Annotated in this window: 22 protein-coding genes; 15 read left to right on the forward strand and 7 right to left on the reverse strand. The window is 70.7% G+C overall.

Annotated features, from left to right (window positions below; translation table 11 throughout):
• Window positions 1-27 precede the first annotated feature (27 nt).
• The gene (locus AC1UKG_RS18755) at window positions 28-1,236 is read right to left on the reverse strand and encodes a DUF349 domain-containing protein (protein ID WP_482641718.1); all 1,209 of its coding nucleotides are present in this window, start codon (window positions 1,234-1,236) and stop codon (window positions 28-30) included.
• A 270-nt stretch (window positions 1,237-1,506) separates the two neighbouring features.
• On the opposite strand from AC1UKG_RS18755, the gene AC1UKG_RS18760 reads away from it, so the two are divergent.
• From AC1UKG_RS18760 to AC1UKG_RS18775, 4 genes are all read left to right on the forward strand, one after another.
• On the forward strand, window positions 1,507-2,343 hold the full coding sequence (locus AC1UKG_RS18760) for a class III extradiol dioxygenase subunit B-like domain-containing protein (protein WP_475890264.1): 837 nt from the start codon (window positions 1,507-1,509) through the stop codon (window positions 2,341-2,343).
• Window positions 2,316-3,383: a tRNA (adenosine(37)-N6)-dimethylallyltransferase MiaA gene (gene miaA / locus AC1UKG_RS18765; RefSeq protein WP_482641717.1), complete on the forward strand. Its 1,068-nt coding sequence runs from the start codon at window positions 2,316-2,318 to the stop codon at window positions 3,381-3,383. The genes AC1UKG_RS18760 and miaA overlap by 28 nt, the downstream gene beginning before the upstream one ends.
• Before the next feature lie 7 nt (window positions 3,384-3,390).
• Window positions 3,391-4,233, forward strand: coding sequence for a diaminopimelate epimerase (dapF, locus tag AC1UKG_RS18770; RefSeq protein ID WP_482641716.1), 843 nt, complete (start codon window positions 3,391-3,393; stop codon window positions 4,231-4,233).
• Between the two features lie 94 nt (window positions 4,234-4,327).
• A complete protein-coding gene (locus AC1UKG_RS18775; protein WP_018744586.1) occupies window positions 4,328-5,461 on the forward strand; it encodes an FAD-dependent monooxygenase in 1,134 nt (377 codons plus the stop codon).
• Window positions 5,462-5,557: 96 nt separating this feature from the next.
• On the opposite strand, the gene AC1UKG_RS18780 is transcribed toward AC1UKG_RS18775, so the two are convergent.
• Complete coding sequence (locus tag AC1UKG_RS18780; RefSeq protein ID WP_482641715.1) at window positions 5,558-6,808, reverse strand: aquaporin; 1,251 nt, start codon at window positions 6,806-6,808, stop codon at window positions 5,558-5,560.
• Window positions 6,809-6,935: 127 nt separating this feature from the next.
• Window positions 6,936-8,447, reverse strand: coding sequence for a malic enzyme-like NAD(P)-binding protein (locus tag AC1UKG_RS18785; RefSeq protein ID WP_475890274.1), 1,512 nt, complete (start codon window positions 8,445-8,447; stop codon window positions 6,936-6,938).
• Between the two features lie 178 nt (window positions 8,448-8,625).
• Here AC1UKG_RS18785 and hflX point away from each other — a divergent pair, with 178 nt between their 5' ends.
• Window positions 8,626-10,098, forward strand: coding sequence for a GTPase HflX (gene hflX / locus AC1UKG_RS18790; protein WP_018744589.1), 1,473 nt, complete (start codon window positions 8,626-8,628; stop codon window positions 10,096-10,098).
• A gap of 48 nt (window positions 10,099-10,146) precedes the next feature.
• Window positions 10,147-11,730, forward strand: a complete 1,584-nt coding sequence (locus AC1UKG_RS18795; protein ID WP_482643215.1) for an SMP-30/gluconolactonase/LRE family protein — start codon at window positions 10,147-10,149, stop codon at window positions 11,728-11,730.
• A gap of 57 nt (window positions 11,731-11,787) precedes the next feature.
• Here AC1UKG_RS18795 and lexA read toward each other — a convergent pair whose 3' ends face one another.
• Window positions 11,788-12,573: a transcriptional repressor LexA gene (gene lexA / locus AC1UKG_RS18800; RefSeq protein ID WP_018744591.1), complete on the reverse strand. Its 786-nt coding sequence runs from the start codon at window positions 12,571-12,573 to the stop codon at window positions 11,788-11,790.
• Between the two features lie 573 nt (window positions 12,574-13,146).
• On the opposite strand from lexA, the gene nrdR reads away from it, so the two are divergent.
• The 4 genes from nrdR to AC1UKG_RS18820 all read left to right on the forward strand — a co-directional run bounded on the left by nrdR (window position 13,147) and on the right by AC1UKG_RS18820 (window position 17,985).
• Entirely contained in the window at window positions 13,147-13,611 is a 465-nt protein-coding gene (nrdR, locus tag AC1UKG_RS18805; RefSeq protein ID WP_018744592.1) for a transcriptional regulator NrdR, read from the forward strand.
• A gap of 139 nt (window positions 13,612-13,750) precedes the next feature.
• Window positions 13,751-16,642 carry a vitamin B12-dependent ribonucleotide reductase gene (locus AC1UKG_RS18810; protein WP_482642225.1) on the forward strand — a complete coding sequence of 964 codons (2,892 nt, stop codon included), beginning with the start codon at window positions 13,751-13,753 and terminating at the stop codon, window positions 16,640-16,642.
• 96 nt (window positions 16,643-16,738) lie between these two features.
• Window positions 16,739-17,680 (forward strand): DUF2332 domain-containing protein, encoded by a 942-nt coding sequence (locus tag AC1UKG_RS18815; RefSeq protein ID WP_482642224.1) that lies wholly within the window; start codon window positions 16,739-16,741, stop codon window positions 17,678-17,680.
• A gap of 65 nt (window positions 17,681-17,745) precedes the next feature.
• Window positions 17,746-17,985 carry a DUF5522 domain-containing protein gene (locus AC1UKG_RS18820; RefSeq protein WP_018744595.1) on the forward strand — a complete coding sequence of 80 codons (240 nt, stop codon included), beginning with the start codon at window positions 17,746-17,748 and terminating at the stop codon, window positions 17,983-17,985.
• Between the two features lie 91 nt (window positions 17,986-18,076).
• On the opposite strand, the gene AC1UKG_RS18825 is transcribed toward AC1UKG_RS18820, so the two are convergent.
• Window positions 18,077-18,775 carry an iron-dependent transcriptional repressor DtxR gene (locus AC1UKG_RS18825; protein WP_018744596.1) on the reverse strand — a complete coding sequence of 233 codons (699 nt, stop codon included), beginning with the start codon at window positions 18,773-18,775 and terminating at the stop codon, window positions 18,077-18,079.
• A gap of 353 nt (window positions 18,776-19,128) precedes the next feature.
• On the opposite strand from AC1UKG_RS18825, the gene bla reads away from it, so the two are divergent.
• A complete protein-coding gene (gene bla, locus AC1UKG_RS18830) occupies window positions 19,129-20,052 on the forward strand; it encodes a class A beta-lactamase (RefSeq protein ID WP_018744597.1) in 924 nt (307 codons plus the stop codon).
• Here the strand turns inward: bla and AC1UKG_RS18835 are convergent.
• Both AC1UKG_RS18835 and AC1UKG_RS18840 read right to left on the reverse strand, forming a co-directional pair.
• Window positions 20,049-20,969: a serine hydrolase gene (locus tag AC1UKG_RS18835; protein ID WP_029124536.1), complete on the reverse strand. Its 921-nt coding sequence runs from the start codon at window positions 20,967-20,969 to the stop codon at window positions 20,049-20,051. The two genes, bla and AC1UKG_RS18835, sit on opposite strands and share 4 nt — an antisense overlap.
• The gene (locus AC1UKG_RS18840; protein WP_482642223.1) at window positions 20,966-21,898 is read right to left on the reverse strand and encodes a LysR family transcriptional regulator; all 933 of its coding nucleotides are present in this window, start codon (window positions 21,896-21,898) and stop codon (window positions 20,966-20,968) included. The genes AC1UKG_RS18835 and AC1UKG_RS18840 overlap by 4 nt, the downstream gene beginning before the upstream one ends.
• A 193-nt stretch (window positions 21,899-22,091) precedes the next feature.
• Between AC1UKG_RS18840 and AC1UKG_RS18845 the strand changes: the two genes are divergently transcribed.
• The 4 genes from AC1UKG_RS18845 to AC1UKG_RS18860 all read left to right on the forward strand — a co-directional run bounded on the left by AC1UKG_RS18845 (window position 22,092) and on the right by AC1UKG_RS18860 (window position 25,708).
• Window positions 22,092-23,378, forward strand: a complete 1,287-nt coding sequence (locus AC1UKG_RS18845; RefSeq protein ID WP_482641803.1) for an IS256 family transposase — start codon at window positions 22,092-22,094, stop codon at window positions 23,376-23,378.
• Window positions 23,379-23,595: 217 nt separating this feature from the next.
• Window positions 23,596-23,811 carry a hypothetical protein gene (locus AC1UKG_RS18850; protein ID WP_482643216.1) on the forward strand — a complete coding sequence of 72 codons (216 nt, stop codon included), beginning with the start codon at window positions 23,596-23,598 and terminating at the stop codon, window positions 23,809-23,811.
• Window positions 23,812-24,011: 200 nt separating this feature from the next.
• Window positions 24,012-24,422, forward strand: coding sequence for a RidA family protein (locus AC1UKG_RS18855; protein ID WP_018743889.1), 411 nt, complete (start codon window positions 24,012-24,014; stop codon window positions 24,420-24,422).
• Between the two features lie 419 nt (window positions 24,423-24,841).
• Window positions 24,842-25,708, forward strand: coding sequence for a sulfurtransferase (locus AC1UKG_RS18860; protein ID WP_482642222.1), 867 nt, complete (start codon window positions 24,842-24,844; stop codon window positions 25,706-25,708).
• Window positions 25,709-25,748: the final 40 nt, after the last annotated feature.

Genomic DNA, 25,748 nt, shown 5'->3' on the forward strand with positions numbered 1-25,748 from the left:
GGGGCCCCAGGGCGGCCTGCTAACGGCTCAGCTGGACTGCTCGGCCAGGCTGAGGAACTGACGCTTGGAGCTGAGGGCCTGCTCGGCGTCGCGGACCCGCCGGGCGTCCCCGGCGGCCTTGGCCCGCGCCAGCCGCTCCTCGGCCTCGGCGACCTGCGCCCGCATCTGCGCGAGCAGCGGGTTGTCCTGCGGAGCGGTGCGCCGCCACGCGGAGTCCATCACCTCGCGAACCTTGTCGTCGACCGCGCGCAGTCGACGCTCCAGGCCCCCCGCCGCCTCCCGGGGCACCCGTCCGGCCTCGTGCCACTGCGCCTGGATCTCCCGGAGCTTCGCCTGCGTGCCCTTCGGGTCGCCGTCGACATCCAGTGCCTCGGCCTCCGCCAGGAGCGCCTGCTTGCGCTCGAGGTTGGCGCGCTGCTCGTTGTCCCGGGCGGAGAAGACCTCGCTGCGCCGGGTGAAGAAACCGTCCTGCGCGGCCCGGAACTTCTCCCAGAGCCGCTGCTCGGCCTCCTTCGATGCGCGGGGCGCGACGCGCCACTGGTTCATCAGCTCCTTGAGCTGGCTGGCGGTGTGGGCCCACTCGGTCGAATCCTGGAGCTTCTCGGCCTCGACGACCAGCTCCTCCTTGATCGCCTGAGCCTGCTTCCGCTGCGCGTCCAGTGAGGCGAAGTGGGCGCCCCGGCGGCGGGTGAAGCCATCCCGGGCCGCCGCGAACCGTTTCCACAGCTCACCGTCGGTCTTCCGGTCCACCCCACGGATCGACTTCCACTCCCCGAGGATCTCCTTGAACCGGTCGCCGGCGGTCTTCCAGCCGGTCGACTCGGCGGCCAGCTTCTCGGCCTCCTCCACCAGTGTGGTCTTGCGGGCGAGAGCCTCGCTCCGGGCGGCGTCGCGGGCGGCCCGAGCCTCGGTGGCCTTCTCCTCCGCGAGGGTGGCGAGCCGATCCAGCCGGTTGGCGAGGCCGTCGATGTCGCCGACGACGTGCGCCTGGGCCAGCGAGGCGCGCAGCCGGCGGATCGTGCTGAGCGAGTGGTTCGCATCAGCGGCGCCCGAGTTGAGTCTCGCCTCGGCCAGCTCCACCTCGGTGATCAGATCGGCGAACCGGCGGGCGAAGTGCGCCAGCCCCTCCTCCGGTGCACCCGCCTGCCAGGAACCGACCACCCGCTCGCCCTCGGCGGTTTTCACGTAGACGGTGCCGTCTGCGTCCACCCGTCCGAAGGCAGTCCAGTCGCTCATGTGCCCATCCTCGTTCTCCCGGCGTCACGGGTCATTCCCGCGAGCGCCGCCACGGCGCAGCCCAACGTTCTCCACGGCATTGTCACAGGTGTGCCCCCGCCTCCGTCGAGCGCCTATCGCCGACCGTGACCATACGGTGTCCTAGCGCCCCGATGGGCCCGGATGGGGCGAGTGTCGGAACCTCCGTTTGGGTGTACTTGTCAGTATCCGGAATCCGGGGTGCCCGGCCGCGGGAAGGCGCGCGGCGGTGCGTTCGGACCAGCCGCTACCGTGACCCTCGTGCCCCTGGTCGCCGCCGCCGTCTGCCCGCATCCGCCGCTGCTCGTTCCCGAGGTGGCGGGTGCCGCCTCCGCCGAGTTGGACGAGCTGCGTACCGCCTGCGACGGGGTCGTGGCCCGGCTGCTCGCCGCCGAGCCGGACCGGATCGTGATGATCGGGTGTGGGCCGGCGACCGAGACCTTCGATGCCGCGGAACACGGCGCGTTCCATCGGTACGGGATCGACCGGCGGGTGCCGCTGTCGCCGACCGACACCGCGGACCGCACTGATGCGGCCGCCCTCGGGCCGGCGCGGCTGCCGCTGAGTCTGACCATCGGGGCGTGGCTACTCGGTCGCGCTGGTACCACGCTGCCCCGGTCCGCGGTGGCGGTCGCCGCCGACGAGCCCGCCGACCGTTGTGCCGCCCTCGGGGCGGGCCTGCTCCACCAGGACCTGTTCGATGTGGGCCCGCTCGACCCGGATCTGCGCGGTTCGGTGATCGAAAACGCACCCGACGGCGGTACGTCCGGTCGGCTCGGGCTGCTCGTCCTGGGTGATGGGTCGGCCTGCCGGGTGGAGTGGTCACCCGGCTACGACGATCCACGCGCCGAGCCGTACGACCAGGCGGTGGCGCGGGCCCTGGGCGGCGCGGACACCCGTGCCCTCGGTGCGTTGGACGCGGAGCTGTCGGCGGGGCTGAAGGCCGCCGGCCGTGCCCCCTGGCAGGTCCTGGCCGGTGCGGTCCGGGCGGCCGGAGGCCCCTGGCACGGTGAGCTGGCCTACGCCGCGGCACCCTACGGGGTGACCTATTTCGTCGCCTCGTGGGCGCCGACAGGAGCGGCCCGGTGAGCGCCGACAGGAGCGGCCCGGCGCGCGCCGCCGACGCGGCTGACGACGCTCGCCGGGCGGCGGCCGCCGGCGAGGTTGATGATGCTGACCTGGCAGCGGGCGCGGTGCCGGCGGGCGATGCGCCGCTGGTGGCCGGCACGGTGGTGGGTGTGGTCGGTCCGACCGCGGCCGGTAAGTCGGCGTTGAGTATCGCCCTCGCGCACGAGCTCGACGGTGAGGTCGTCAACGCCGACTCGATGCAGCTCTACCGGGGCATGGATATCGGCACCGCCAAACTGACCATCGGCGAACGTGCCGGGGTGCCGCACCACCTGCTGGACATCTGGCCGGTCACCGAGCCGGCCAGCGTCGCCGAGTACCAGCGGCTCGCTCGCGCGGCGGTGGACGACATCCTGGCCCGGGGGCGGGTGCCGCTGCTGGTCGGCGGCTCGGGCCTCTACCTCCGCGCCGTGCTGGAACGCTTCGAGTTCCCCGGCACGGATCCGGTGCTCCGGCAACGGTTGGAGGCGGAGCTGGCGCAGGCCGGCCCGGCTGTCCTGCACGAGCGACTGCGCGCGGTCGACCCGAACGCGGCGGCGAACATTCTGCCGGGCAACGGCCGGCGGATCGTCCGGGCGTTGGAGGTGATCGAGCTGACCGGTGCGCCCTTCGCCGCCGCGCTGCCCGACCCCCGCCCGTACTACCGGTCGGTGCAGATCGGCGTTGACCTGGACACCGCTCAGCTCGACGAGCGGGTCGCGCTACGGGTGGACCGGATGTGGGCCGACGGCCTGGTGGCCGAGACCCGGGTGCTGGCCGACCAGGGGTTGGCCGCGGGCCGTACGGCCAGCCGTGCCCTCGGCTACCAGCAGGTCCTGCGGTTCCTGGCCGGAGAGCTGACCGAGTCCGAGGCGTACCAGGAGACGATCCGCGCCACCCGCCGGTTTGTCCGGCGCCAGCGGTCCTGGTTCCGCCGGGATCCGCGGATCACCTGGCTCGACTCGGCCGGAGCCGGGCTGGTGGCAGAGGCGCTGCGAGTTGTCCGGCCCGCTGCGCGATGATGGGGTCGTGGAGTTCACCAAGGGGCATGGCACCGGCAACGACTTCGTGATCCTGCCCGATCCCGACGGCACCCTCGAGCTGACCCCGGACCTGGTCGCGGCCCTGTGCGATCGACGGCAGGGGATCGGAGGGGACGGCGTGCTGCGGGTGGTCCGCGCCGCGCGGCACCCCGACGGAGCGGCCCTCGCCGGTGCGGCCGAATGGTTCATGGACTACTGGAACTCCGATGGCTCCGTGGCCGAGATGTGTGGCAACGGCGCCCGAGTCTTCGTGCGCTACCTGCTGGAAAACGGGCTGGCGGTGCCGTCCGAGGCGGCACTGCCGGTAGCCACCCGCGCCGGTCTCGTGCGGGCGCGGGTTGCGGGGGAGGAGCTGGCGGTCGAGATGCGGCGGCCCCGGTTGGCCGACACCTCGTTCGCGGTGCTCGGCGGGCTGGCCCTGGCCGGCACGGCGGTTGATGTCGGTAACCCGCACCTGGTCTGCCCGGTGCCGGCCGGGCTGGAGCTGGCGGCTCTCGACCTGACCCGGGCCCCGGAGTTCGACCCGGCTATCTTCCCGGCGGGGGTCAATGTCGAGTTCATCAGCTCCGAGGGCCCGACGGACGGCCTCGATGGCTACGTTCGGATGCGGGTCTACGAGCGGGGTAGCGCGGAGACACGTTCCTGCGGTACCGGTGCGTGTGCGGTGGCCGCGGTCGTCCTACGGGACGCGGGCCGGGACACCGGCGTGGTCGCCGTGGACGTGCCCGGTGGTCGTCTGGTGGTGACCCAGACCGCCCAGGGCTGCTGGTTGGCGGGGCCCGCCGTACTGGTGGCGAGCGGTGAGGTGACGATCGCGGCGCTGGCCTGACCCGCTACCTGCTCGACGGCGGGCGGCCGTCGAAGCTCCACCGTGGTGCCGGACCGGCGGCGTGCCGACGAGGCCGGCATCTAAGCTTTCCAAGATGAACGACGGAGTCTTGGTGGCTGGTGCCGGGATCGCAGGTTTGTCGATGGTTCGGGCGTTGCGGCGTCACGGTATCCCCGCGACGGCAGTGGAGCAGCGGCCCGCCCTGACGGAGGCGGGGCTGGCGATCAATATTCCCGGCAATGGCGTGCGGGCGTTCGCGGCACTCGGCGTGGCCGACGGCTTGCGTGCCATCGGCGTGCCGGTGTCGAGACGCGAGTACCGCACCCAGCGGGGGCGGCTACTCTTCTCCGTTGCCGAGGACGAGTTCTGGGGCGTGGCGCACCAGCCCCGGTGCGCGCGTCGTCGGGACCTTCTCGAACTACTGGAACGAGACCTGCCCTCGGGTTCGGTGCGGCGCGGGGTGGCGGTGAGCAGGGTCCGCGCGACAGCCGGTGGCGTCGATGTGACACTCTCCGATGGCAGCACCGACCGATACGGGTTCGTGGTCGGGGCCGACGGAGTGCACTCGGCGGTTCGCACGTCCCTGTTCGGCGACGCCCGGCTCGAAGCGGCGCTGCTGTCCGCGGCGAGCTGGCGGTTCATGGCACCCAACCCCGGCATCGCCTGCTGGACGGCGTGGTCCGGCGACAGCGGCACGGTCCTGCTGCTTCCGGCCGGAGCCGGCGAGGTGTATGGCTTTGCCTCCGCGACCAGGGGCGGCCCGATCGGGTCCGACCCCGCCTGGCTGTCGGCGACCTTCGCCGGGTTCCCCGAATCGGTACAGACCGCGATCGCCGAGGCCCTCGTCCGCCCGGAGTCGATGTACCACTCCCCGATCGAGGAGGTGCGCATCCCGCGGTGGCATCAGGGCCGGGTTGTCCTGATCGGCGATGCCGCGCACGCCACGGCGCCGGTCTGGGCGCAGGGTGCCTCGCTTGCCGCAGAGGATGCGCTGGTGCTGGCCGAACTCCTCGGCAGCCGGGACTGGGAAACGGTCGGTGGGGAGTGGGAACGGCTTCGGCGTGGGCGGGTAACCCATGTGCAGACCGCGACCGACCAGCTCTCCCGGGCCGTCACCAAACCTGCGTGGTTGCGGAACCTTCTGCTGCCGGCGATCGGTCAGCGCAGCTACCGGTCGGCGTACGGCCTGCTGCGCACCCCGGTGGCAGCAACGGCGGCGCTTGGCTGATCCGCGGTGGCGGTCGAGATGCGGCGGCCCGGGTGGCTGGCGCATCGGCCGCGGTGCCCGGCGGGCTGGCGCTTCTCGCGGCGCACGACATGGGTGTCATCTCGTGCGCCGCAGCTCCGCGAGTAGTTGCTCTACTCGGTTCCGGATCTCGTCGCGGATCGGGCGGATCGCCTCGACGCCGAGGCCGGTGGGGTCGTCGAGATCCCAGTTCTCGTGGCGTCCGGCGGGAAGGCCGGGAAAGTCACTGCGGCACCCGATGGTGATGATGACGTCAGCGGCCGCCGCGGTCGCGCGCCGCAGAAGCGTCGGCACCTGACCGGTGATGTCGATGCCGACCTCCCACATGGCCACCGCGACGGCGGGGTCGACCTGGCGGGCGGGGGCGGAGCCGGCGGAGCGGACCTCGACGGTGTCGCCAGCGAACTGGCGTAGCCAACCGGCGGCCAGCTGCGAGCCGCCGGCGTCGTGGACGCAGACGAACAGCACCGAGGGTTTGTCGACCCCGAGGTGCTCCTCATCGATCTGGTGCGAGCTCGGGGGTGGTGTGACCTGCGAGCTCGGGGGTGGTGTGACCGGGGAGCGACGGCGGTCCGCTCGACGGGTCGGAGGCCCCCGGGTTCCCGTCACTGCCGGCTCCACGGGGACGACGATCTGGTCGGCGGCGACACCGGCGTCGGGGTAGAGGGTGGTGAGCAGGCCGACGCCGACGGCGAGTCCGGCCAACTGGGCCAGGATGAAACCGGGTACCGAGGTGGGGGCGATGCCGGCGAAGGTGTCGGAGAACGCGCGGCCGATGGTGACCGCGGGATTGGCGAAGGAGGTGGACGAGGTAAACCAGGACGCGGCCCCGATGTAGGCGCCGACGGCGGCCGGGGCGACCGACGCACGCCCGGACCGGGCCAGGGCGAAGATCAGTAGGACGAGCCCGGAGGTGGCGACAACCTCACCGACCCAGAGATGCCAGCCGGCCCGCTCCTTGCCGGCGAAGTCGATCGCGGCGAGGTCGAACATCAGGTGCGCCAGCACCGCACCGGCGACCCCGCCGAGGATCTGGGCCGCTCCGTAGGCACCCAGGAGGCCGGCGGTCAGACCGGTGCCGGCGCGCCGCCCGAGGAACCAGTCCGCGGCGGAGACGACCGGGTTGAAGTGGGCCCCGGAGACCGGCCCGAAGATCAAAATCAGCGTGCCGAGGGTGAAGGCGGTGGTGATCGAGTTAGCCAGCAGCTGAAGGCCGACCTGGTCGGGGGCGAGGGTGGTGGCCATGATTGCGGAGCTGACCACGGCGGTGACCAGCAGGGCGGTGCCGGTGAACTCAGCCAGCAGGCGTCGCCACAGTGTGCTGGTCATCGCTTGGTATCCCACCATCCGCGGTTGCCGAGGACCGCCGAGCGGCGATTACCAGCTGTGGTGCGGCCCAAACTACGCCCGGATCACCTGTTCCTCGAGGTGATCCGGTGCGGTGGGTTGTGGTGGCCTAGGGGGTGGCGCTGGCGTTGGCGGCGATCTCGGGAAGGTCAGCCGGGCCGGGGTCGGCGGCGGGCGGCGGGGTGGTCGCCGGGTTCTGCGCGGCGGCGCGGACGGCCGCGGCGACGGCCGGGGCCACCCGGGAGTCGAAGACGCTGGGGACGATAACCGTCGGGTTGATCTTATCCTCGCCGACGACGTCAGCGATGGCCTGGGCCGCGGCGATCGCCATCTCCTCCGTGAAGCCCTCCGCGTGCGCGTCCAGCATCCCCCGGAACACGCCCGGGAAGGCCAGCACGTTGTTGATCTGGTTAGGCTGGTCGGAGCGGCCGGTGGCGACCACCGCGGCGTGCTTGCGCGCCTCGCGCGGGTCAACCTCCGGGTCCGGGTTCGCCAGGGCGAACACGATCGCGTCCTTGGCCATGGCGGCGATGTCGTCTCCCGTGAGCAGGTTGGGGGCGCTCACGCCGATGAAGACGTCCGCGTCCCGTACCGCCCCGGCCAGATCACCGGCGTAGTTCTCCCGGTTCGTGTGCTCGGCCAGCCACTGCCAGGCCGGGTTCAGCCCGGTCATCCCACGGTGCAGCGCACCCTGCCGGTCGTACGCGATGATGTCGCCCACACCCTGGCGCAGCAGCAGTTTCATGATCGCGGTGCCGGCGGCGCCCGCGCCGGAGACCACCACCCGTACCTGCGCCAGTTCCTTACCGACAACGCGGAGCGCGTTGGTCAGCGCGGCCAGCACACAGATCGCCGTGCCGTGCTGGTCGTCGTGGAAGACCGGGATGTCCAGCGCCGCGCGCAGCTGTGCCTCGATCTCGAAGCAGCGCGGCGCGGCGATGTCCTCCAGGTTGATGCCGCCGTACGCGGGTGCGATCGCCTTGACGATCGACACGATCTCATCGGTGTCCTGGGTGTCGAGCACCACGGGCCAGGCGTCCACCCCGCCGAAGCGCTTGAACAGCGCCGCCTTGCCCTCCATCACCGGCAGCGACGCTGCCGGCCCCAGGTTGCCCAGGCCGAGCACAGCCGAGCCGTCGCTGACCACCGCCACCGTGTTGCGTTTGATGGTCAGGCGCCGCGCGTCCGCCGGGTTCTCCGCGATGGCCTGGCAGACCCGGGCCACCCCGGGGGTGTACGCCCGGGACAGCTCGTCTCGGGTGCGCAGCGCGACCTTCGAGCTGACCTCGATCTTGCCGCCGAGGTGCAGCAGGAACGTGCGGTCCGATACCTTGCGCACGTCCACCCCGTCGAGCGCGGTGAGCGCGTCAACCACCTGGTCGGCGTGGCTGGCGTCGGCGGTGTCGCAGGTCAGGTCGACGGTGACGTGGGTGTGGTCGGAGTCGACCACGTCGAGCGCGGTGACGATCGCCCCGGCCTCGCCGACCGTGGTGGTCAACCGCCCGATGGAGGAGGCATCCGCGGTTACTGCGATCCGGACCGTGATCGAGAATCCGGCACTCGGCAGTCGGGTGGTGGCCACGCAGTTCCTTCCGATGATGCTGAACGGCTCGCCCCGCATTTCTACTCGCCCCCGGTAGCGGTACCGCATCCGGCCCCGTTACCAGCGGGTAGCCCCGGGCATATTGCCGATGCGGGTGGCGTTGTCACATGTCAGGATTGCTGGGAGCCGGCCGCACATTTCCCGGCAGCACGGCGGGCAAACAGCCAGCCGACCGCAGACAGACAGGAGGCGCGGTTTGCGAGAGCAGGAGACCTTCCTTCCCGACGAGGGCGACGAGTTCGACGCCACCACCGGTGAGTTCGAGCTGTCGGAGCGGCAGGCGCTGCGGCGGGTCCCGGGCCTCTCCACCGAGCTGACCGACATCACCGAGGTCGAGTACCGCCAGCTCCGACTGGAGCGGGTCGTCCTGGTCGGGGTGTGGACCGAGGGATCGCAGCAGGACGCCGAGAATTCCCTCGCGGAACTGGCGGCGCTGGCCGAGACGGCCGGCTCGCAGGTGCTTGAGGGGCTGATCCAGCGCCGGCAACGGCCCGACCCGGCCACCTACGTCGGCCGCGGCAAGGTGGATGACCTGGGTGCGTCCGTGCGCTCCAGCGGCGCCGACACGGTGATTTGTGACGGGGAGCTCTCCCCGTCCCAGCTGCGCAACCTGGAGCAGCGCACCAAGGTGAAGGTCGTTGACCGCACCGCCCTGATCCTGGATATCTTCGCCCAGCACGCGAAGAGCCGGGAGGGTAAGGCGCAGGTCGAGTTGGCCCAGCTGGAATACCTGCTACCCCGGCTGCGGGGTTGGGGTGAGACCCTCTCCCGGCAGAGCGGTGGATCCGGCCGCGGCGGTGGTGCCGGCGGCGGCGTGGGCCTGCGTGGCCCGGGTGAAACCAAGTTGGAGACCGACCGACGGCGGATCCGACACCGCATCGCCCGGCTGCGCCGGGAGATCAAAGCCATGCGCACGATGCGCCAGACCAAGCGCGCCCGTCGCTACCGCAATGCAGTGCCGGCGGTGGCCATCGCGGGCTACACGAACGCCGGCAAGTCCAGTCTGCTGAACCAGCTGACCGGGGCCGGGGTGCTGGTGGAGAACGCCCTCTTCGCCACGCTGGACCCGACGATCCGGAAGGCGACCACCGCGGAAGGGCGGCACTACACCTTCTCCGACACGGTGGGCTTCGTGCGGCATCTGCCGCACCAGATCGTCGAGGCGTTCCGCTCCACCCTTGAGGAGGTGGCGGAGGCCGACCTGGTGGTGCATGTCGTTGATGGCACCCATCCGGACCCGGAAGAGCAGGTTCGTGCCGTCCGTGCCGTTCTCGCCGAGGTGGGCGCCGACCGGTTGCCGGAGCTGCTGGTCGTCAACAAGACCGACGCCGCCGACGCGGAGACCCTGCTCCGGCTCAAGCGGCTCTGGCCGGAGGCGATCTTCGTCTCCGCGCATTCCGGCTACGGCATTGCTGACCTGCGCCGGGCGGTCGAGGCCCAGCTACCCCACCCGGCCGTGGAGGTCCGCGCGGTCCTGCCGTACGAACGGGGTGACCTGGTCGCCCGGGCGCACCAGCAGGGCGAGGTGCTCAGCACGGCACACCTGCCCGAGGGCACCCTGCTGCAGGCCCGGGTCGATGCGGCGCTCGCCGCCGAGTTGGCGCCCTTCCAGGCGACCGAGGTGACCGCGCCGGAGCCGGCGGCGGTGGGCTCCGGGGTGCCTTCGTAGCCGTTCGGTGCGGGCGGCGATGATCCGCTGCCGTGCGACACTGGGTGGATGCGTCGCTTTCACACCCTGACCACGGCTGCCCTCAGCTTGCTGGGGGCAGCCGCGGTAGCCATCGCCGTAATCCTGGTCATGGTGCCGTCGCCGGCTGCGGCGGAGGGGCAGAAGCGTTGCACCGTCACTGACGATCGGCTGCGGGAGCTGTCCGGGTTGGTGGCTACCGAGACCGGTTACATCGTGATCAACGACAGCACCGACGTGGAGAGCCGCAAGCGGGTCTTCTTCCTGGACGCCGACTGCGAGATCGCCGGGGACCCGGTTCGCTACTCGGTCGGCGGTCCCCTGGACACCGAGGACCTGGCGTTGTCGCCAGACGGAGAGACCCTCTGGGTCGCCGACACCGGCGACAACGTGACCAGCAGCAACCGCCGGGAGCGGGTGGCGGTGTGGAGCATGCCGGTCAGCGGTGACGAGAGGCTGACGCTGCATCGCCTCGCCTACCCGGACAACGAGCCGCGGGATGCCGAGGCCCTGGTCATCGACGATGACGGCGTCCCGGTGATCATCACCAAGGTCGCCTCCGGCAACGCCGAGATCTTCACCGTTGATGGGGAACTACCCAGCGGCGACACCGAACCGGGGAAGATGAAGAAGCTCGGCGAGGTGGAGCTGCCGGCGACCGAGACCGAGAACGCGCTCGGGGCGCTCGGGCGCACGGCGATCACCGGGGCCGCCCGTTCCCCGGATGGCACGCGGGTGGTGCTGCGCACCTACGCGGACGCCTTCGAGTACGACGTCACCGACGGTGACCTGGTGACGGCGCTGACGACGACGGAGCCGCGGGTGACTCCGCTCGCGGATCCGTTCGGCGAGGCAATTACCTACACCCCGGACGGCACGACCTTGCTGACCGTTTCCGACGCCGGCCAGCTCGACGACGGCGAGCCGATAGACATCCTGTCGTACGCGCCGGCGGCGAAGACGGAGCCAGACCCAGGGGCGAACGCCGACGGATCGGAGGAGCCAACGGCCTCCTGGTTCGCCCGCCTCACCCTGCAGGAGAAGGCGTACCTGGTGGTCGGTGCCGTGGGCCTGATCGGTGTGGGGCTGGTTGGGGCGGGCGTCACCGGCGTCATTCGGGCCCGGCGGCGACCGGCGAAGCCGAAGGGCGCCGACGGGCCGGCCGACGACAACGCTTCCCGTGACCCCACCGACCGGTCCCGCGGCGCTGTGTACGGCGGTGCGCCGGTCGCCGGGGCGCGCCGGGATCCGGGTCGGGCGGCCGCTCCCGCCGACAAGGGCGGGTATGGCGGTGGGCATCCGCCGGAGGGCGGTCGTCCCGCTGCCGGCGTCTATGGCCGGCGGCCCGTCGCTGGCGCTGGTGGGTCTCGTCCCGCTGCGGGCAGCGGTCAGGGCGCCGGCGGTGGTCGGGCGGCCGGTGGGACTCGCGGCGGTGGGGTGTACGGCGGGGGTGCCGGTGGTGGGCGCGGCGGTGGTGGTCGTGCCCAGCCGCCGCGCCGCGACGGCGGTGGGGCGGCTGGGCGCGATGCGCAGCGCCGTGAGTCCGGCTCCGGCCCGACCCGACCCGGCCCGGAGCCGGGCGGGGGGCGGGACCAATACGGCGGCCGCTACTGAGCCGGCCGCCGCTACGGCCGCTGTTGCTGGTCCGGCCGCTACGGCGGCCGCTGTTGGTCAGATGCGGCGGAGCACCGTGACGACCCGGCCCATGATGGTGGCGTCGTCGCCCGGGATCGGGTCGAAGGCCGGGTTCTGCGGCATCAGCCAGACGTGTCCGTCCCGTCGCCGGTAGGTCTTCACCGTGGCCTCGCCATCGAGCATGGCAGCCACGATGTCGCCGGAGTCGGCGGTGGGTTGTTGTCGGACGACTACCCAGTCGCCGTCGCAGATCGCCGCGTCCAGCATTGAGTCGCCCTTGACCTGGAGCATGAAGACCTCCCCCTCGCCGACCAACTCGCGGGGGAGCGGGAAGATGTCTTCGATGGCCTGTTCGGCGAGGATCGGACCGCCGGCGGCGATCCGGCCCAGCATCGGCACATAGGCCGGGACCGGCCGCTGCGCGAGCGCCGCCTCGTCGTCGAGGGCGTCCCCGGGCGGCCGGACGTCAACCGCGCGTGGCCGGTTCGGGTCGCGGCGGAGAAAGCCCTTCTTCTCCAGCTCCTTGAGCTGATAGGCAACGCTGGACGGCGACACCAGACCGACCGCCTCGCCGATCTCGCGCACGCTTGGCGGGTAGCCGTGTCGCTCGACCCAGGTGCGAATGAACTCCAGGATCCGCCGCTGCCGGGCGGTAAGATCAACGGTTGCCGGTTCGGGGAATGCGCTGACGACGGGGGTGACCGGACGCACCGCGGGCGAGCCGGTGCGGCCCCGCGCGGCACGTCGACGGCGGGTGCTCGCCGTGCCCGCCTCGGTAATCTGCTGCGGGCTCTTCGGCCGGTTGGTCCGGTCCTCGGTCACGTCCGTCCTCCCTGGTCGGCGCTTGGGTGCCCCGTCGCTCGTGGTGTTGGCTCGCGGCGGGAGCCGGTTGCGAGCCGGTCGTACCTGACCGTATAGGCGAGATCAGCCTTCTTCAAACATCTGTACGACCTTGGTCGGCGTGTCGAGGGTACTTCTCGCCTGGGTCGCACTTCTGTTCTGGTAAATAGTACGACGGGTCGTACTTGTGTTCTAATTTTGGGTTCGCGAGGGTGATTGGTCGTGAATGACCCGTAGCGATCCGGGGGTGCCGAGGGTTGGAATTCTCGGTGCCGTTGGTGCTGGCTGTGCGGGTTGCGCGGGCGGCGTGATCCAGGTCGCTTGGTGACGCGCCGGACAGGCTCGTCAACTTGACCTCAGTTCCCGGGCGACATACGGTCAACCCCTAGATGTAGTAGTCATTGGGCGCTAGTTGCCTATAGGTTGGGTTCGACTACGGACCGCACTTCATCCGCCAGCACAGCGAAGACCGTCGGAAGGGCGGCTGCGCCGTGGTGACGTGTGTCCGGGTGCGGCCCGGTTCGGCCCCACGGTCGATGAAGGAGGTCGGGCTCCATGCGGTGTCCGTACTGCCGGCACCCCGACTCCCGAGTCGTCGACTCGCGGGAAGCCGACGACGGTCAGCTGATCCGGCGCCGGCGCTCCTGCCCGGAGTGCGGCAAGCGGTTCACCACGGTGGAGGAGGCGATCCTCGCGGTCGTCAAACGCAGCGGGGTCACCGAGCCCTTCAGCCGCACGAAGATCATTGGCGGGGTGCGAAAGGCGTGCCAGGGCCGTCCGGTTGACGACGACTCCATTGCCCTGCTGGCGCAGAAGGTCGAGGAGACCGTGCGGGCCAAGGGCGCTGCCGAGCTTCCCAGCCATGAGGTCGGGCTGGCCATCCTGGGGCCGCTGCGAGACCTGGACGAGGTGGCGTACCTCCGGTTCGCCAGCGTCTACCGATCGTTCGAGTCGCTCGCCGACTTCGAGCGGGAGATCGAGACGCTGCGGACCGGGGCGCAGGTCCGCGAGGGAGGCTGAGGCGGCCGGTCGGGGCAGCCGGCCGCACCAGAGCGGGCCGCGGGTGCGACGCGGATTGGTTTGACGGTAGGGCCGCGCGTGGGGCGCGGACTGGTTTGACGGTAGGGCCGCGCGTGGGGCGCGGACGAGGGGCGATGAGATGCCGGGGGACGGTGTGACAACGAGCAAGTCACGGAGCAAGGCGGCAACGGGTCTGAAGGTCGAGCGGGTGTGGACCACCGAGGGGATCCACCCGTACGACGAGGTGACCTGGGAGCGTCGGGACGTCGTGATGACGAACTGGCGGGACGGCTCGATCAACTTCGAGCAGCGCGGCGTGGAGTTCCCACAGGAGTGGAGCGTCAACGCGGCCAACATCGTGACCACGAAGTACTTCCGGGGTGCGGTGGGGACCCCGGAGCGGGAGTGGTCGCTTCGGCAGCTGATCGATCGGGTGGTGGCCACCTACCGCACCGCCGGTGAGGAGTACGGCTACTTCGCCACCCCGGCCGACGCCGAGATCTTCGCCCACGAGCTGACCTGGATGCTGCTGCACCAGGTGTTCAGCTTCAACTCGCCGGTCTGGTTCAACGTCGGCACCTCCTCGCCGCAGCAGGTCAGCGCGTGCTTCATCCTCGCCGTTGACGACTCGATGGACTCCATCCTGGACTGGTACAAGGAGGAGGGGCTGATCTTCAAGGGCGGCTCCGGCTCCGGAGTCAACCTCTCCCGGATCCGCTCCTCGAAGGAGTTGCTCTCCTCCGGCGGCACCGCCTCCGGCCCGGTCAGCTTCATGCGGGGTGCCGACGCGTCGGCGGGCACCATCAAGTCCGGCGGTGCGACCCGCCGGGCGGCCAAGATGGTCATCCTCGACGTCGACCACCCGGACATCGAAGAGTTCGTGGTCACGAAGGCGCGCGAGGAGGACAAGGTCCGCGCCCTGCGCGACGCCGGCTTCGACATGGACCTGGGCGGCGCCGACATCGTCAGCGTGCAGTACCAGAACGCCAACAACTCGGTCCGGGTCAGCGACGAGTTCATGACGGCGGTGCAGGACGGCGGCACCTTCGACCTGCGGGCCCGCCTCGACGGTACGGTGATCGACACGATCGACGCGAAGCCGCTGTTCCGGACCATCTCGCAGGCGGCCTGGGAGTGCGCCGACCCGGGGCTCCAGTACGACGACACCATCAACGACTGGCACACCTGCCCGGAGACCGGGCGGATCACCGCGTCGAACCCCTGCTCGGAGTACCTGCACCTGGACAACTCCTCGTGCAACCTGGCCTCGCTCAACCTGATGCGGTTCCTCCGCGCCGACGGCGGCTTCGAGGTGGAGAAGTTCGTCCGCTCGGTTGAGCTGGTCATCACCGCGATGGACATCTCGATCTGCTTCGCCGACTTCCCCACCGAGAAGATCGGTGAGACCACCCGGGCGTACCGGCAGCTCGGCATCGGGTACGCCAACCTCGGTGCGTTGCTGATGGCCTCCGGACTGCCGTACGGCTCGGACCAGGGTCGTACGTTGGCCGCGGCGATCACCTCGCTGATGACCGGCACCGCGTACCGGCGCTCCGCCGAGCTGGCCGGCATCGTCGGCGCGTACGACGGCTATGCCCGCAACGCCGAACCGCACAAGCGGGTCATGCGCAAGCACGCCGCCGCGAACGACGAGATCAAGCCCACCGGTGCCGTGGCCACGGCGGTGCAGCGGGAGGCGACCCGGCAGTGGACCCTCGGCAACAAGGTCGGCGACCGGAACGGCTGGCGTAACTCGCAGGCCAGCGTCCTGGCGCCCACCGGCACCATCGGCCTGATGATGGACTGCGACACCACCGGCGTCGAGCCGGACCTGGCGTTGGTCAAGTTCAAGAAGCTGGTCGGCGGCGGCTCGATGCAGATCGTCAACCAGACCGTGCCGCGTGCCCTGCGCAGCCTCGGCTACCAGGAGGAGCAGGTCGAGGCGATCGTCGAGCACATCGCCGAGCACGGTCACGTGGTGGACGCCCCGGGGCTCAAGCCGGAGCACTACCCGGTCTTCGACTGCGCGATGGGCGAGCGCTCCATCGCCCCGATGGGCCACGTGCGGATGATGGCGGCCGTCCAGCCGTTTATCTCCGGCGCCATCTCCAAGACGGTCAACATGCCGGAGCAGGCCACCGTCGAGGACGTCGAGAAGATCTATTTCGAGGGCTGGCGACTCGGCCTCAAGGCGCTGGCGATCTACCGCGACAACTGCAAGGTCGGCCAGCCGCTCTCGGTGGCGAAGAAGGAGAAGGCCACCGCGCCCGCTCCGGTGGAGGCGACACCGGCCGCGGTCGAGAAGGTCGTGGAGAAGGTCATCGAGTACCGGCCGGTGCGGAAGCGGCTGCCGAAGAAGCGCCCGTCGGAGACGATCTCCTTCTCGGTCGGCGGCGCGGAGGGTTACCTCACCTCGTCCTCCTACCCGGATGACGGCCTCGGCGAGGTCTTCCTCAAGATGTCAAAGCAGGGCTCGACCCTGGCCGGCGTGATGGACGCCTTCTCGGTGGCCATCTCCATCGGTCTCCAGCACGGTGTCCCGCTGGAGACGTACGTCAGCAAGTTCACCAACATGCGCTTCGAGCCCGCCGGTATGACCGACGATCCGGACGTGCGGATGGCGGCCTCGGTGATGGACTACATCTTCCGTCGCCTGGCGCTGGACTTCCTGCCGTACGAGCGCCGCGCGGAGCTGGGCATCTTCACCGCCAAGGAGCGGGCCGCCCAGCTCGCGGCCGAGGCGGAGGCGGAGGCGAACACGGCGGACCTCACCGCGATGGCCTCCTCCGCCCCGGTGGAGACCCGGCCGGAGGAGCCGAAGGTCGGCCCGATCGCCCAGCCGGCGCAGGAGTTGGCCGATGTCGCGGCGGTGCAGCCGGCGCCGTCGGTGGGGTCGAGCACCGAGCTGCTGGAGGCGGTGATCGGTAAGGCCGCCGACGCGCCGCTCTGCTTCACCTGCGGAACGAAGATGCGCCCGGCCGGCAGCTGCTACGTCTGCGAGGGCTGCGGCTCCACCAGCGGGTGTAGCTGACGTACGCGCCACGTGTGACCTCGGGTGAGGGTGCCCGGGGTCACACGTGGCGGTAGTCGATGCGGGGCATCGGGCTCTCCTTTGTGGTGCGATCCTGTGGACGTGACGACAGCCGATACCTATCGCACCTTCGCCACCCGGGAAGCGTGTGGTGTGTCACCGGCGTACGAGCGCCTGGCGCTGGCGGTATCCGGTGCCACCGAACTGCTCGCGTTGATCGAGCGGCTTCCGCCGCCCAAGCGGCAACCGAACCTGCTCTTCGGTGTGGTGCGGCTGCTCGGTGGCCCGGTCGAGGACCCCGCGGCCTTCCACGCCTACGTCGTGGCGAACTGGCCGACGATCGAGGTGGAGATTCGGCGCAGGGCGACCCAGACGAACGAGGCCGGGCGGTGCGCCGTCCTGCTGCCGCTGCTCGCCGCGCTACCCCAACCACTGGCACTGTTGGAGGTCGGCGCGTCGGCGGGGCTCTGTCTCTACCCCGACCGGTACGCGTACCGCTACGACCGCCAGTTCCTGGGTGCCGGTCGTCCTGTCCTCGACTGCGCGCTCACCGGTACCCTGCCCCCGCGCCGGCTCCCCACCGTGGTGTGGCGGGCCGGACTGGACCTCAATCCGTTGGACGTGACCGACCCGGACGACCTTGCGTGGCTGGACGCTCTCATCTGGCCGGAGCATGGTCATCGGCGGGAGCGGCTGCGGGCGGCGGCGAAACTGGTCGCGGCCGAACCGCCACTGCTCGTCCGCGGCGACCTGGTGGACGATCTGCCGGCGGTGGCCGCACTGGCCCCACCCGAGGCGACCCTGGTGGTGTTCCACACCACGGTGCTGTACCAGGTGCCGGAGCACCGACGCCGCGCCTTCGTCGAGGTGGTTCGTGGGCTGCCCGGCACCTGGATCGCCGCGGAGTCTCCGCGAACGCTGCTCTATGACGGATTGCCCGAGCCATCCGGTGCCGGGTTCAACAATGTGCTCGCGCTCGACGGCACGCCACTGGCCTGGGCCCAGGCACACGGGCAGGCCGCGGCCTGGTTCGGCTAGCCACCGGCCCTGCCGGGGCGGGTGCCGGGGTGGGGCCGCGACAGGCGGGTCCTACACTGCCCGGCGTGGGTGGGAAGCGAGAACCGTTGGCGAACCGGCCGTTGACCGAGCCGCACCCGTCCCGGTTGCCGCCCGAGGATCCGCAACGCGAGCGGATCTGCGCCGCCCACGCTACTGCCCTGGCGGCCGGGGAGGCCGGCTACCCCGACCCGACCACCGGTCTGTTCGTGCTTACTGCCGGCTTCCTCGCCCGCCGGGGCACCTGCTGCGGTCGCGGCTGCCGCCACTGCCCGTACCTGGACTGAACACTCGACCAGGTGGAGGCGACCGGGTCGGCGGCGGGTACCGCGGATCCCGGCCCAACGCGCGCGGTGCGTGGCTGCCCGGCAGTGGCGGTCAGCCGGCGGCGACGAAAACGCGGGAGGCCACCTCGCGGGGGAGGCGGACGCGGTCGCCGTAGCGGTCGACCGAGACGCCGTCCCGCTCCTGGGCGACGGTCACCGTGGCGCCCGGGTCAACCCCGGCGGCGTGCAGCTGGCGCAGCACGTCCGCGTTGCTTTGTAGGCTCTCGCAGATGCGCCGGACCACGACCGCGCCGGAGAGGCCGGGGAACGCCAGGTTGCGCTCCCCCTCGGCGGGCTCCGTGGCGGAGGGGTCCGCCGATCCCAGCGCCTCCAACCCGGGAATCGGGTTGCCGTACGGCGAGCGGGTCGGCCGGTTGAGCAGGTCGTAGACCCGCTGCTCGACAGCGTCGCTCATGACGTGCTCCCAGCGGCAGGCCTCCTCGTGGGCCTCCTCGTAGGGCATGCCGATCACGTTGACCAGCAGCAGCTCCGCCAGTCGGTGTTTGCGCATCACGGAGACGGCCGCGTCGCGGCCGGTGTCGGTGAGCGTGAGGTGGCGGTCGCCCTCAACGGTGAGCAGGCCGTCCCGCTCCATCCGGGCGACGGTCTGGCTGACCGTGGGACCGCTCTGGCGCAGCCGCTCGGCGATGCGGGCACGCAGCGGCGGCACACCCTCCTCCTCGAGCTCGAGGATGGTCCGTAGGTACATCTCGGTCGTGTCGACCAGTGAGTGCGCGATGATCTCAATCACCCGTTAACGAGAAACAAATCGGACGGCAAGTGTCTCACGCACGACCCCCACTCATCCACGTGACCCGCTACCGCAGGTTGTGGTTGACCATGGCAGTTCCCGATCCGATCTGGGGTTACGCGGTCGCCCGGCCCTCAGGTTCGGCGTGAGGTACGTCGATGTTACCCGCACTGAAGGCGCCGGTCGCCGAGGCCCAACCCGTGGGCGTGAGTTGGACGGCACGGGCACGTATACCGGATCAGCATGAACGTCACCCGTTCCGTCTTCGACGCTATCCCCAACCCTCTGCCAAAGTCGGGTCCGGCCCGATCGGCACTCTCCGTGTTCGGGTCAACGACAAGTAGGGAGTCACGATGACGATCTCGACACGGCGGGTGATCGCCGCTCTCGCCGGGGCGACGGCACTCATCCCGCTGTCCGCCTGCGCCACCGCGGACCCGGCCGGGGAGCGGTCGCCCGGCAGCGCGGTGACCGTCGGTACCTCAGCCGCTGCAGACCTGAGCCACGAGTTCCGGCAGCTGGAGGAGAGGTTCGACGCCCGGCTGGGAATCTACGCGGTCGACACCGGCACCGGTCGGACGGTCCGCTACCAGGCCGACCAGCGGTTCGCCTACGGCTCGACCTTCAAGGCCCTGGCCGCCGCCGAGGTCCTCGACGCGACCACCGACGCCGAACTGGACCAGGTGGTGCGGTACTCGGCGGACGATCTGGTGGATTACTCGCCGATCACGGAGCAACACGTCGCCGAAGGCATGACGTTGCGAGCCATCGCCGACGCCGCCGTTCGCTACAGCGACAACACCGCCGGCAACCTGCTGCTGGAGCACCTCGGTGGGCCAGAGCGGTTCGAGCAGGAGCTGAAGGGGATCGGCGACAACGTCACCGACGCGGCTCGCTACGAGACCGAACTCAACGAGGCGATCCCGGGCGACCGGCGAGACACCAGCACCGCCCGAGCCCTGACCGAGGACCTGCGGGAGTATGCCGTTGACGACGCCCTCGATCCCACCGACCGCGACCTCCTCAACGCCTGGTTGCGGGGCAACACCACCGGTGGGGAGCTGATCCGCGCCGCCGTCCCCGACGGTTGGGTGGTGGGGGACAAGACCGGAGCGGCCGGGTACGGCACCCGCAACGACATCGCGGTGATCTGGCCGCCGGACCGCGCGCCGATCGTCCTCGCCGTGCTCTCCAGCCGGGACGAGGCGGACGCCAGCTTCGACAACGCTCTCATCGCCGAGGCCGCCAAGGTGGTCATCGCCCAGCTGGGAACCTAACCCCACCACGGCGGGGCGCCCGTGCGCAGGTAGCCGTGCAGCACCCGCGCGACATGCGCCATGGTCGCCTCGCTTCCCGGCTGCGCGACGGCGGGTACGCGGGAGGCGGTCAACGCGGCGACCGCGTACGACTGCCCGTCGGCGTGGTCCACCACCCCCACCTCGTGTCGTAGATGCAGCAGGGTGCCGGTCTTCGAGGACCAGCGCGCGGTGTCGGAGGTGAAATCGGGTGCGAGTCGATGCCGGAGCACGGTGTCGGCCATCAGGTCGCGCACCCGGGCGGCGGTGGTCTCGCCGATCGCGGTGGGCCGCCAGAGGGCGTGTAGCAGGTCAACGAAGGCCCGGGCCGACCCGGCGTTGGCGCGGGTGACGTCGAGTTGGGCGACCGGGTGGCCGCTCCCCGCGGTCGTGGCGCTGATGGCGAGAGCCTGAGCCAGGTGCGCCTCATCGGGGCGGAGCCGTTCCCGCGGCGTGTCGGTGAGGTCACTGATCCGGTGTCGCACGGCGATGCCCTCAATGCGGAGTCGCCGCAGCTCGGCGGCGACCGCGGCCGGTGGGGTGCGGTCGAACAGGGCGTCGGCGGCGATCCCGTCGCTGATGGCGATGCTCAGGTAGAGCAGGTCGTCCAGGGCGATCCGGGCGGGGTGGCGAAACCGGCTCAGCCCGGTGGTGCCCGGTGTGGTGACCAGGCCGGGTGCGATGTCGACCGGCGTCGCCGGGTTGAGCTCTCCGCGCGCCACCCGTTCCAGGACAGCTACCGCCAGCGGTACCTTCACCAGCGATGCCGCCGGAAAGGGGACATCCGCGTCGAGGCCGATCTCGTCGCCGGTGTCGAGGTTGCGGACGAGGAAAGCCCCGTGCAGCCCCGCCTCCTCGAGGAGTTCGCGCGCGTTGCGCAGCACGGCGGAGACACTCATCTTGGCTCCCCGGTCGACGGCTTGTCCGGCAGCCGGTCCCCGGAGGGTTCCCGGGGGCCGGCCGGGGCGCCCAGGCAGCGGGCGATGTCCGAGTGCAGGGCAGTACGCAGCTGTTCGAGGTCCTGGTGTGCGCCGGCGGCGATGTCGTAGCCGCGTTGGAGCCGGGGATCAGCCAGGGTGCACCAGTGCAGCCCGAACTCCTCGGCCTGCGGTGGCGAACAGAGCAGCAGATCAGGCGAGCTGAGGACGTGGGCGGCGGCATCGACCAGGGATGGCGTGACCGCCACCTGGGCCGGTGCCAGACCGACGGCCTGGCCGGTACGGGTCAGCGGGTCCCGCAGGTGCGCGACGTCGTCCTCGGGTTGGATGAGGATCCGTCGTCGCGCCGCCGCGCCGGTTCGGCCGGCGCGCAGGGTCTCCAGGAACACCATCCGGGCGGGGAAGGCGGTCCGGGAGGCCAGCCCGAGCGGAACCCGCCAGACCGCCGCCTCGGCCGGAACCGCGATGATCCCGGCGCTGACCTCCAGGGTCCGACAGAGCTGTTCGCGCACTGCTGGGTCGGCCGGCCGTACCTCCAGCTGGGTCCGTTGCCGCCGCCCGGCGGCCACCAGGGTGGCCAGGCGGTGGGGTGGGCAACTGTCGGGTACGGCGATTCGCAGTGGGCGCAAACGAGCCCGCTCGGCGTCCTCGGTCATCGCGTCGGCGAGGTCGACCAGGCGGCGTGCCGTGCGTAGCATGTCCTGCCCGAACGGCGTCAACCGGACCGCCCGGGACGACCGGTCGAAGAGCCGGGCGCCGAAGTGTTCCTCCAGGGCGGCGATGCGCCGGCTGGCCACCGACTGGGGAATTCCCGCCGCGGCGGCGCCGGAGGTGAAGCTGCCGTGGCCGCTGACGGCCACGAAGGCCCGGCAGGCCGCCACCACATCCACCCGCCGATTTTAAGCCCGAGTGACTCCGCGCCTACCGCGACCACGGGTGGAGGGCAGCAGCCCGTGGTGTCGACGGCAGCGGATAGATCATCTCGATATCTCCGGACCACCCTCTCCGACGTCGGGAGTGTGGATCTAACGGTGTTTCCGGCCTGACCTGCCAGGCGTTGTGCCTGGTGAGGAGGGTGCCGTGATGACCGCGACACTGAACGATCAGACCGGACGTAAGAAGCGGCCCGAGTCGACCGCGGAGGCGAAAGCCGCCGTCGAGTTGGTCCGAGCCGCCAAGGAACAAGGGCTGTCGTTGACGGGCCCGGACGGGCTGCTCAAGCAGCTGACCAAGACGGTCCTGGAGACCGCACTGAACGAGGAGATGACCGAGCACCTCGGCTACGAAAAGCACGACCAGGCCGGTGTCGGGTCGGGCAACATCCGTAACGGCACTCGGTCGAAGACGGTGTTGACCGACGGCAACGGCCCGGTGCAGATCGATGTGCCGCGGGACCGGGCGGGCACGTTCGAGCCGCAGATCGTCCGTAAGCGGCAGCGGCGCTTGTCGGGGGTCGACGAGGTCGTGTTGTCGCTGTATGCCAAAGGCCTCACGACCGGGGAGATCAGCGCGCACTTCGCCGAGATTTACGGGGCTTCGGTGTCGAAGGAGACGATCTCCCGGATCACCGACAAGGTGCTCGAGGAGATGGCGGATTGGTCGCACCGGCCCCTGGACGAGATGTACGCCGCGGTGTTCATCGACGCCATCGTGGTCAAGGTCCGTGACGGGCAGGTCGCCAACCGGCCGTTCTATGCCGCGATCGGCGTCACCCTCGACGGCGACAAGGACATCCTCGGTCTGTGGGCCGGCGCAGGTGGTGAGGGCGCGAAGTTCTGGATGAGCGTGCTCACCGACCTACGCAACCGCGGCGTCAAGGACGTGTTCTTCCTCGTCTGCGACGGGTTGAAGGGCCTGCCCGAGGTCGTGACGAACGTGTGGCCCCGCACGGTGGTGCAGACCTGCGTGATCCATCTGATCCGCAACACCTTCCGGCTCACCTCCCGCAAGTACTGGGACGAGATCAAACGCGACATCAAGCCGATCTACACCGCCGTCAACGCCGACGCCGCCCGAGCGGCGTTCGACGACCTGGCCGACAAGTGGCGCGGCCGGTATCCGGCGGTGATCCGCTTGTGGGACAACGCCTGGGCGGAGTTCATCCCGTTCCTCGACTACGACCTGGAGATCCGCAAGGTCATCTGCTCGACCAACGCGATCGAGTCGCTCAACGCCCGCTACCGGCGGGCGGTCAAGGCCCGCGGCCACTTCCCCAACGAGCAGGCCGCGTTGAAGTGTCTGTACCTGGTGACTCGCTCCCTGGACCCCACCGGAGCAGGCAGAACCCGATGGACGATGCGCTGGAAACCCGCGTTGAACGCCTTCGCCATCACCTTCAGCGACCGCTTCCCAGCCGCTGAAACCTACTAACCAAGATCGCCGGAAACACCGCTAGCGAGACAGCCCCCGTCTGGTTGCCAGCCTTGCTTGACTGACTGCCGGCACTGGTCGGGGTCGCCTCCGGTGGCGGTGAAGAGCACGGTCAGGAGGAGGGGGCCGTGGGCGAGGGTCGGCCGGGGCAGGGGGCCGGTGGCGACGAGGGAGACCAGGCCGTGGGCGACGGCCCAGCTCTGGGCGGCCAGTTTGAGTGGGTTGGTGTCGGCGCGGTAGCGGCCGGGTCAGTGCGCTCATCGAGGTCGTCAAGCGCTCGTCGGCCTCGTTCGGCGGTGTGGACCAGGCATTCCAGGGCGTCGTCCGCCGCCGGGGCGTCTTCCAGGTCGACGTTGGCGACGAACATGGCCCGGTGCAGGTCGGGGTGGTCCAGGGCGTTGCCATGCTGTCGATCCCGCCGAAGTGGGTGTAGACGGCCATGGTTGACCCGCTCGTGTCGGCCACCGGCGAGCGGAGGGTGATGGGCTCGCGGGTGCGGAGCATCTGCGCGGCTCGCTCGATGAGTTGGGTACGGACCGCTGGGTCCTTGGTGCTGGCCACGACCCAGAATGCATAACATTGCTGTGTTATGTTTAGGTGGTTGAACCGACAGCTCCAGGAAAGGGAGTCAGCATGACCATCACCCTGGTGAACCCCGAAGGGCTTCCGAAGGTCGACCTCTATTCCCAGGTGGCGGTCGCCACCGGGTCTCGGCTGGTCTTCCTCGCCGGCCAGGTATCCGTGGACCCTGACGGGAACACGGTCGGCGTGGGTGACCTCGCCACCCAGGTCGAGCAGTGCTACCTCAACGTCGCCACCGCCCTGGCCGAGGTCGGCGGCTCCTTCGATGACGTGGCGAAGGTGACCGTGTACGTCGTCGACTGGACGCCCGACAAGATGGCGCTGCTGGGGGAGGGGATCGCGCGGGCGGCGGCGAAGCTGGGCGTCACCCTGGCTGCCCCGTTGACGGGCCTGGGCATCAGCGCCCTCGCCGGCCCCGACCTGCTGGTCGAGGTGGAGGCCACCGCAGTCCTCGGCGGCTAGGGCCGAGGAAGGGGCCCCAAGCGGGACTGAGAGTGACACGACGCGGCCGAACCGTCACGGGTGACCGTCGATGTTCGGCCGCGTCGGTAGCAACGCACCCGGACTGCCTGAGCCCGACCATTCCGCTGACCCTGGCCGGCCTGTCGCACCGCCGGGACGCACGGCCACAGATCGGGGGGTGCGTAACGGATCCTCCGGTGGGACTGGGCGTAACTGCAATTGGCGCTGGTCCGCACCCTGGCCCGTCGTTCAGCAAAGGACACGCCGAGTTGCGACAGTCGGCTCACCCCGGGACGTCGGCGACCGTGTCCGGGAGGCTGCCGCCACCGGGGTGCGGGACTGAACGCCAGCGAAAATGTCCAAACAAGACGGATAAGGCAAATGCCTCCGGCGGCAGCGGATGGTGTTGACTGGGCGTCATGTCCGGTATCGAAAACCTGCTGGTCGAGGTAGACCAGCTCGCCGCCGAGATGCGCGGTGACGACCCACCGACCCTGCTCGACGTCCGCTGGCGCCTGACCGGCCCACCCGGGTGCGACGACTACGCCGCCGGGCATCTTCCCGGGGCGGTCTTCGTCGACCTGGACACCGAACTGTGCGGCCCGCCGGGCGTCGCCGGCCGGCACCCGCTACCCGAACCCGCAGCCCTCCAGGCCGCGCTGCGGACCGCCGGCGTCCGGGCCGGACATCCGGTCGTGGTCTATGACGGTGGGGACGGCATGTCCGCCGCCCGCGCCTGGTGGACGCTGCGCTGGGCTGGCCACCGGTCGGTACGCCTGCTACACGGCGGCCATCCCGCCTGGGTGGCGGCGGGGTTGCCCACCTCCACGGAGGTACCCACTCCGCGTCCCGGCGACGTTGCGGTGCGGCCCGGCGCCCTGCCGGTGCTGGTCGCGGCCGAGGCCGCCCAACTGGCCGCGGCCGAGGCGGCGACGCTGGTCGACGTCCGTGCCGCACCGCGCTACCGGGGGGAGACCGAGCCGGTCGATTCGGTTGCCGGGCACGTGCCGGGTGCGGTCAACCTGCCGGCACCGGAGTACGTGACCGAGGGTCGTTTTCCCGCGGCCGGTGTGCTGCGGGAGCGGTTCGCCGCCGCCGGAGTGGCTGCCGCCGAGCCGGTCGGGGTCTACTGTGGCTCCGGTGTGACCGCCGCGCAGGCGGTTTTCGCCCTGCACCTGGCCGGTCGCCCGGATGTCGCCCTCTACGTCGGGTCCTGGAGTAACTGGGTCGCCGACCCGTCCCGCCCCGTCGCGGTCGGGCAGGAATCCGGGGCCGCCCCGGCCTGAGCCGTCGTTGCCAACTCACCCGGGGCGGTGATCCGAGCCG

The sequence above is a fragment of the Salinispora sp. CH2A1_6 genome, assembly GCF_056820975.1.

Excerpts from the sequence above, each read along its gene's own strand:
- AC1UKG_RS18860 (WP_482642222.1), top strand. The coding sequence starts at position 24,842 with ATGTCCGGTATCGAAAACCTGCTGGTCGAGGTAGACCAGCTCGCCGCC.
- AC1UKG_RS18845 (WP_482641803.1), top strand. The coding sequence starts at position 22,092 with ATGACCGCGACACTGAACGATCAGACCGGACGTAAGAAGCGGCCCGAG.
- AC1UKG_RS18810 (WP_482642225.1), top strand. The coding sequence starts at position 13,751 with ATGCCGGGGGACGGTGTGACAACGAGCAAGTCACGGAGCAAGGCGGCA.
- AC1UKG_RS18795 (WP_482643215.1), top strand. The coding sequence starts at position 10,147 with ATGCGTCGCTTTCACACCCTGACCACGGCTGCCCTCAGCTTGCTGGGG.
- AC1UKG_RS18835 (WP_029124536.1), bottom strand. The coding sequence starts at position 20,969 with ATGAGTGTCTCCGCCGTGCTGCGCAACGCGCGCGAACTCCTCGAGGAG.
- bla (WP_018744597.1), top strand. The coding sequence starts at position 19,129 with ATGACGATCTCGACACGGCGGGTGATCGCCGCTCTCGCCGGGGCGACG.
- nrdR (WP_018744592.1), top strand. The coding sequence starts at position 13,147 with ATGCGGTGTCCGTACTGCCGGCACCCCGACTCCCGAGTCGTCGACTCG.
- AC1UKG_RS18780 (WP_482641715.1), bottom strand. The coding sequence starts at position 6,808 with ATGACCAGCACACTGTGGCGACGCCTGCTGGCTGAGTTCACCGGCACC.
- AC1UKG_RS18775 (WP_018744586.1), top strand. The coding sequence starts at position 4,328 with ATGAACGACGGAGTCTTGGTGGCTGGTGCCGGGATCGCAGGTTTGTCG.
- AC1UKG_RS18855 (WP_018743889.1), top strand. The coding sequence starts at position 24,012 with ATGACCATCACCCTGGTGAACCCCGAAGGGCTTCCGAAGGTCGACCTC.
- AC1UKG_RS18755 (WP_482641718.1), bottom strand. The coding sequence starts at position 1,236 with ATGAGCGACTGGACTGCCTTCGGACGGGTGGACGCAGACGGCACCGTC.
- AC1UKG_RS18785 (WP_475890274.1), bottom strand. The coding sequence starts at position 8,447 with ATGCGGGGCGAGCCGTTCAGCATCATCGGAAGGAACTGCGTGGCCACC.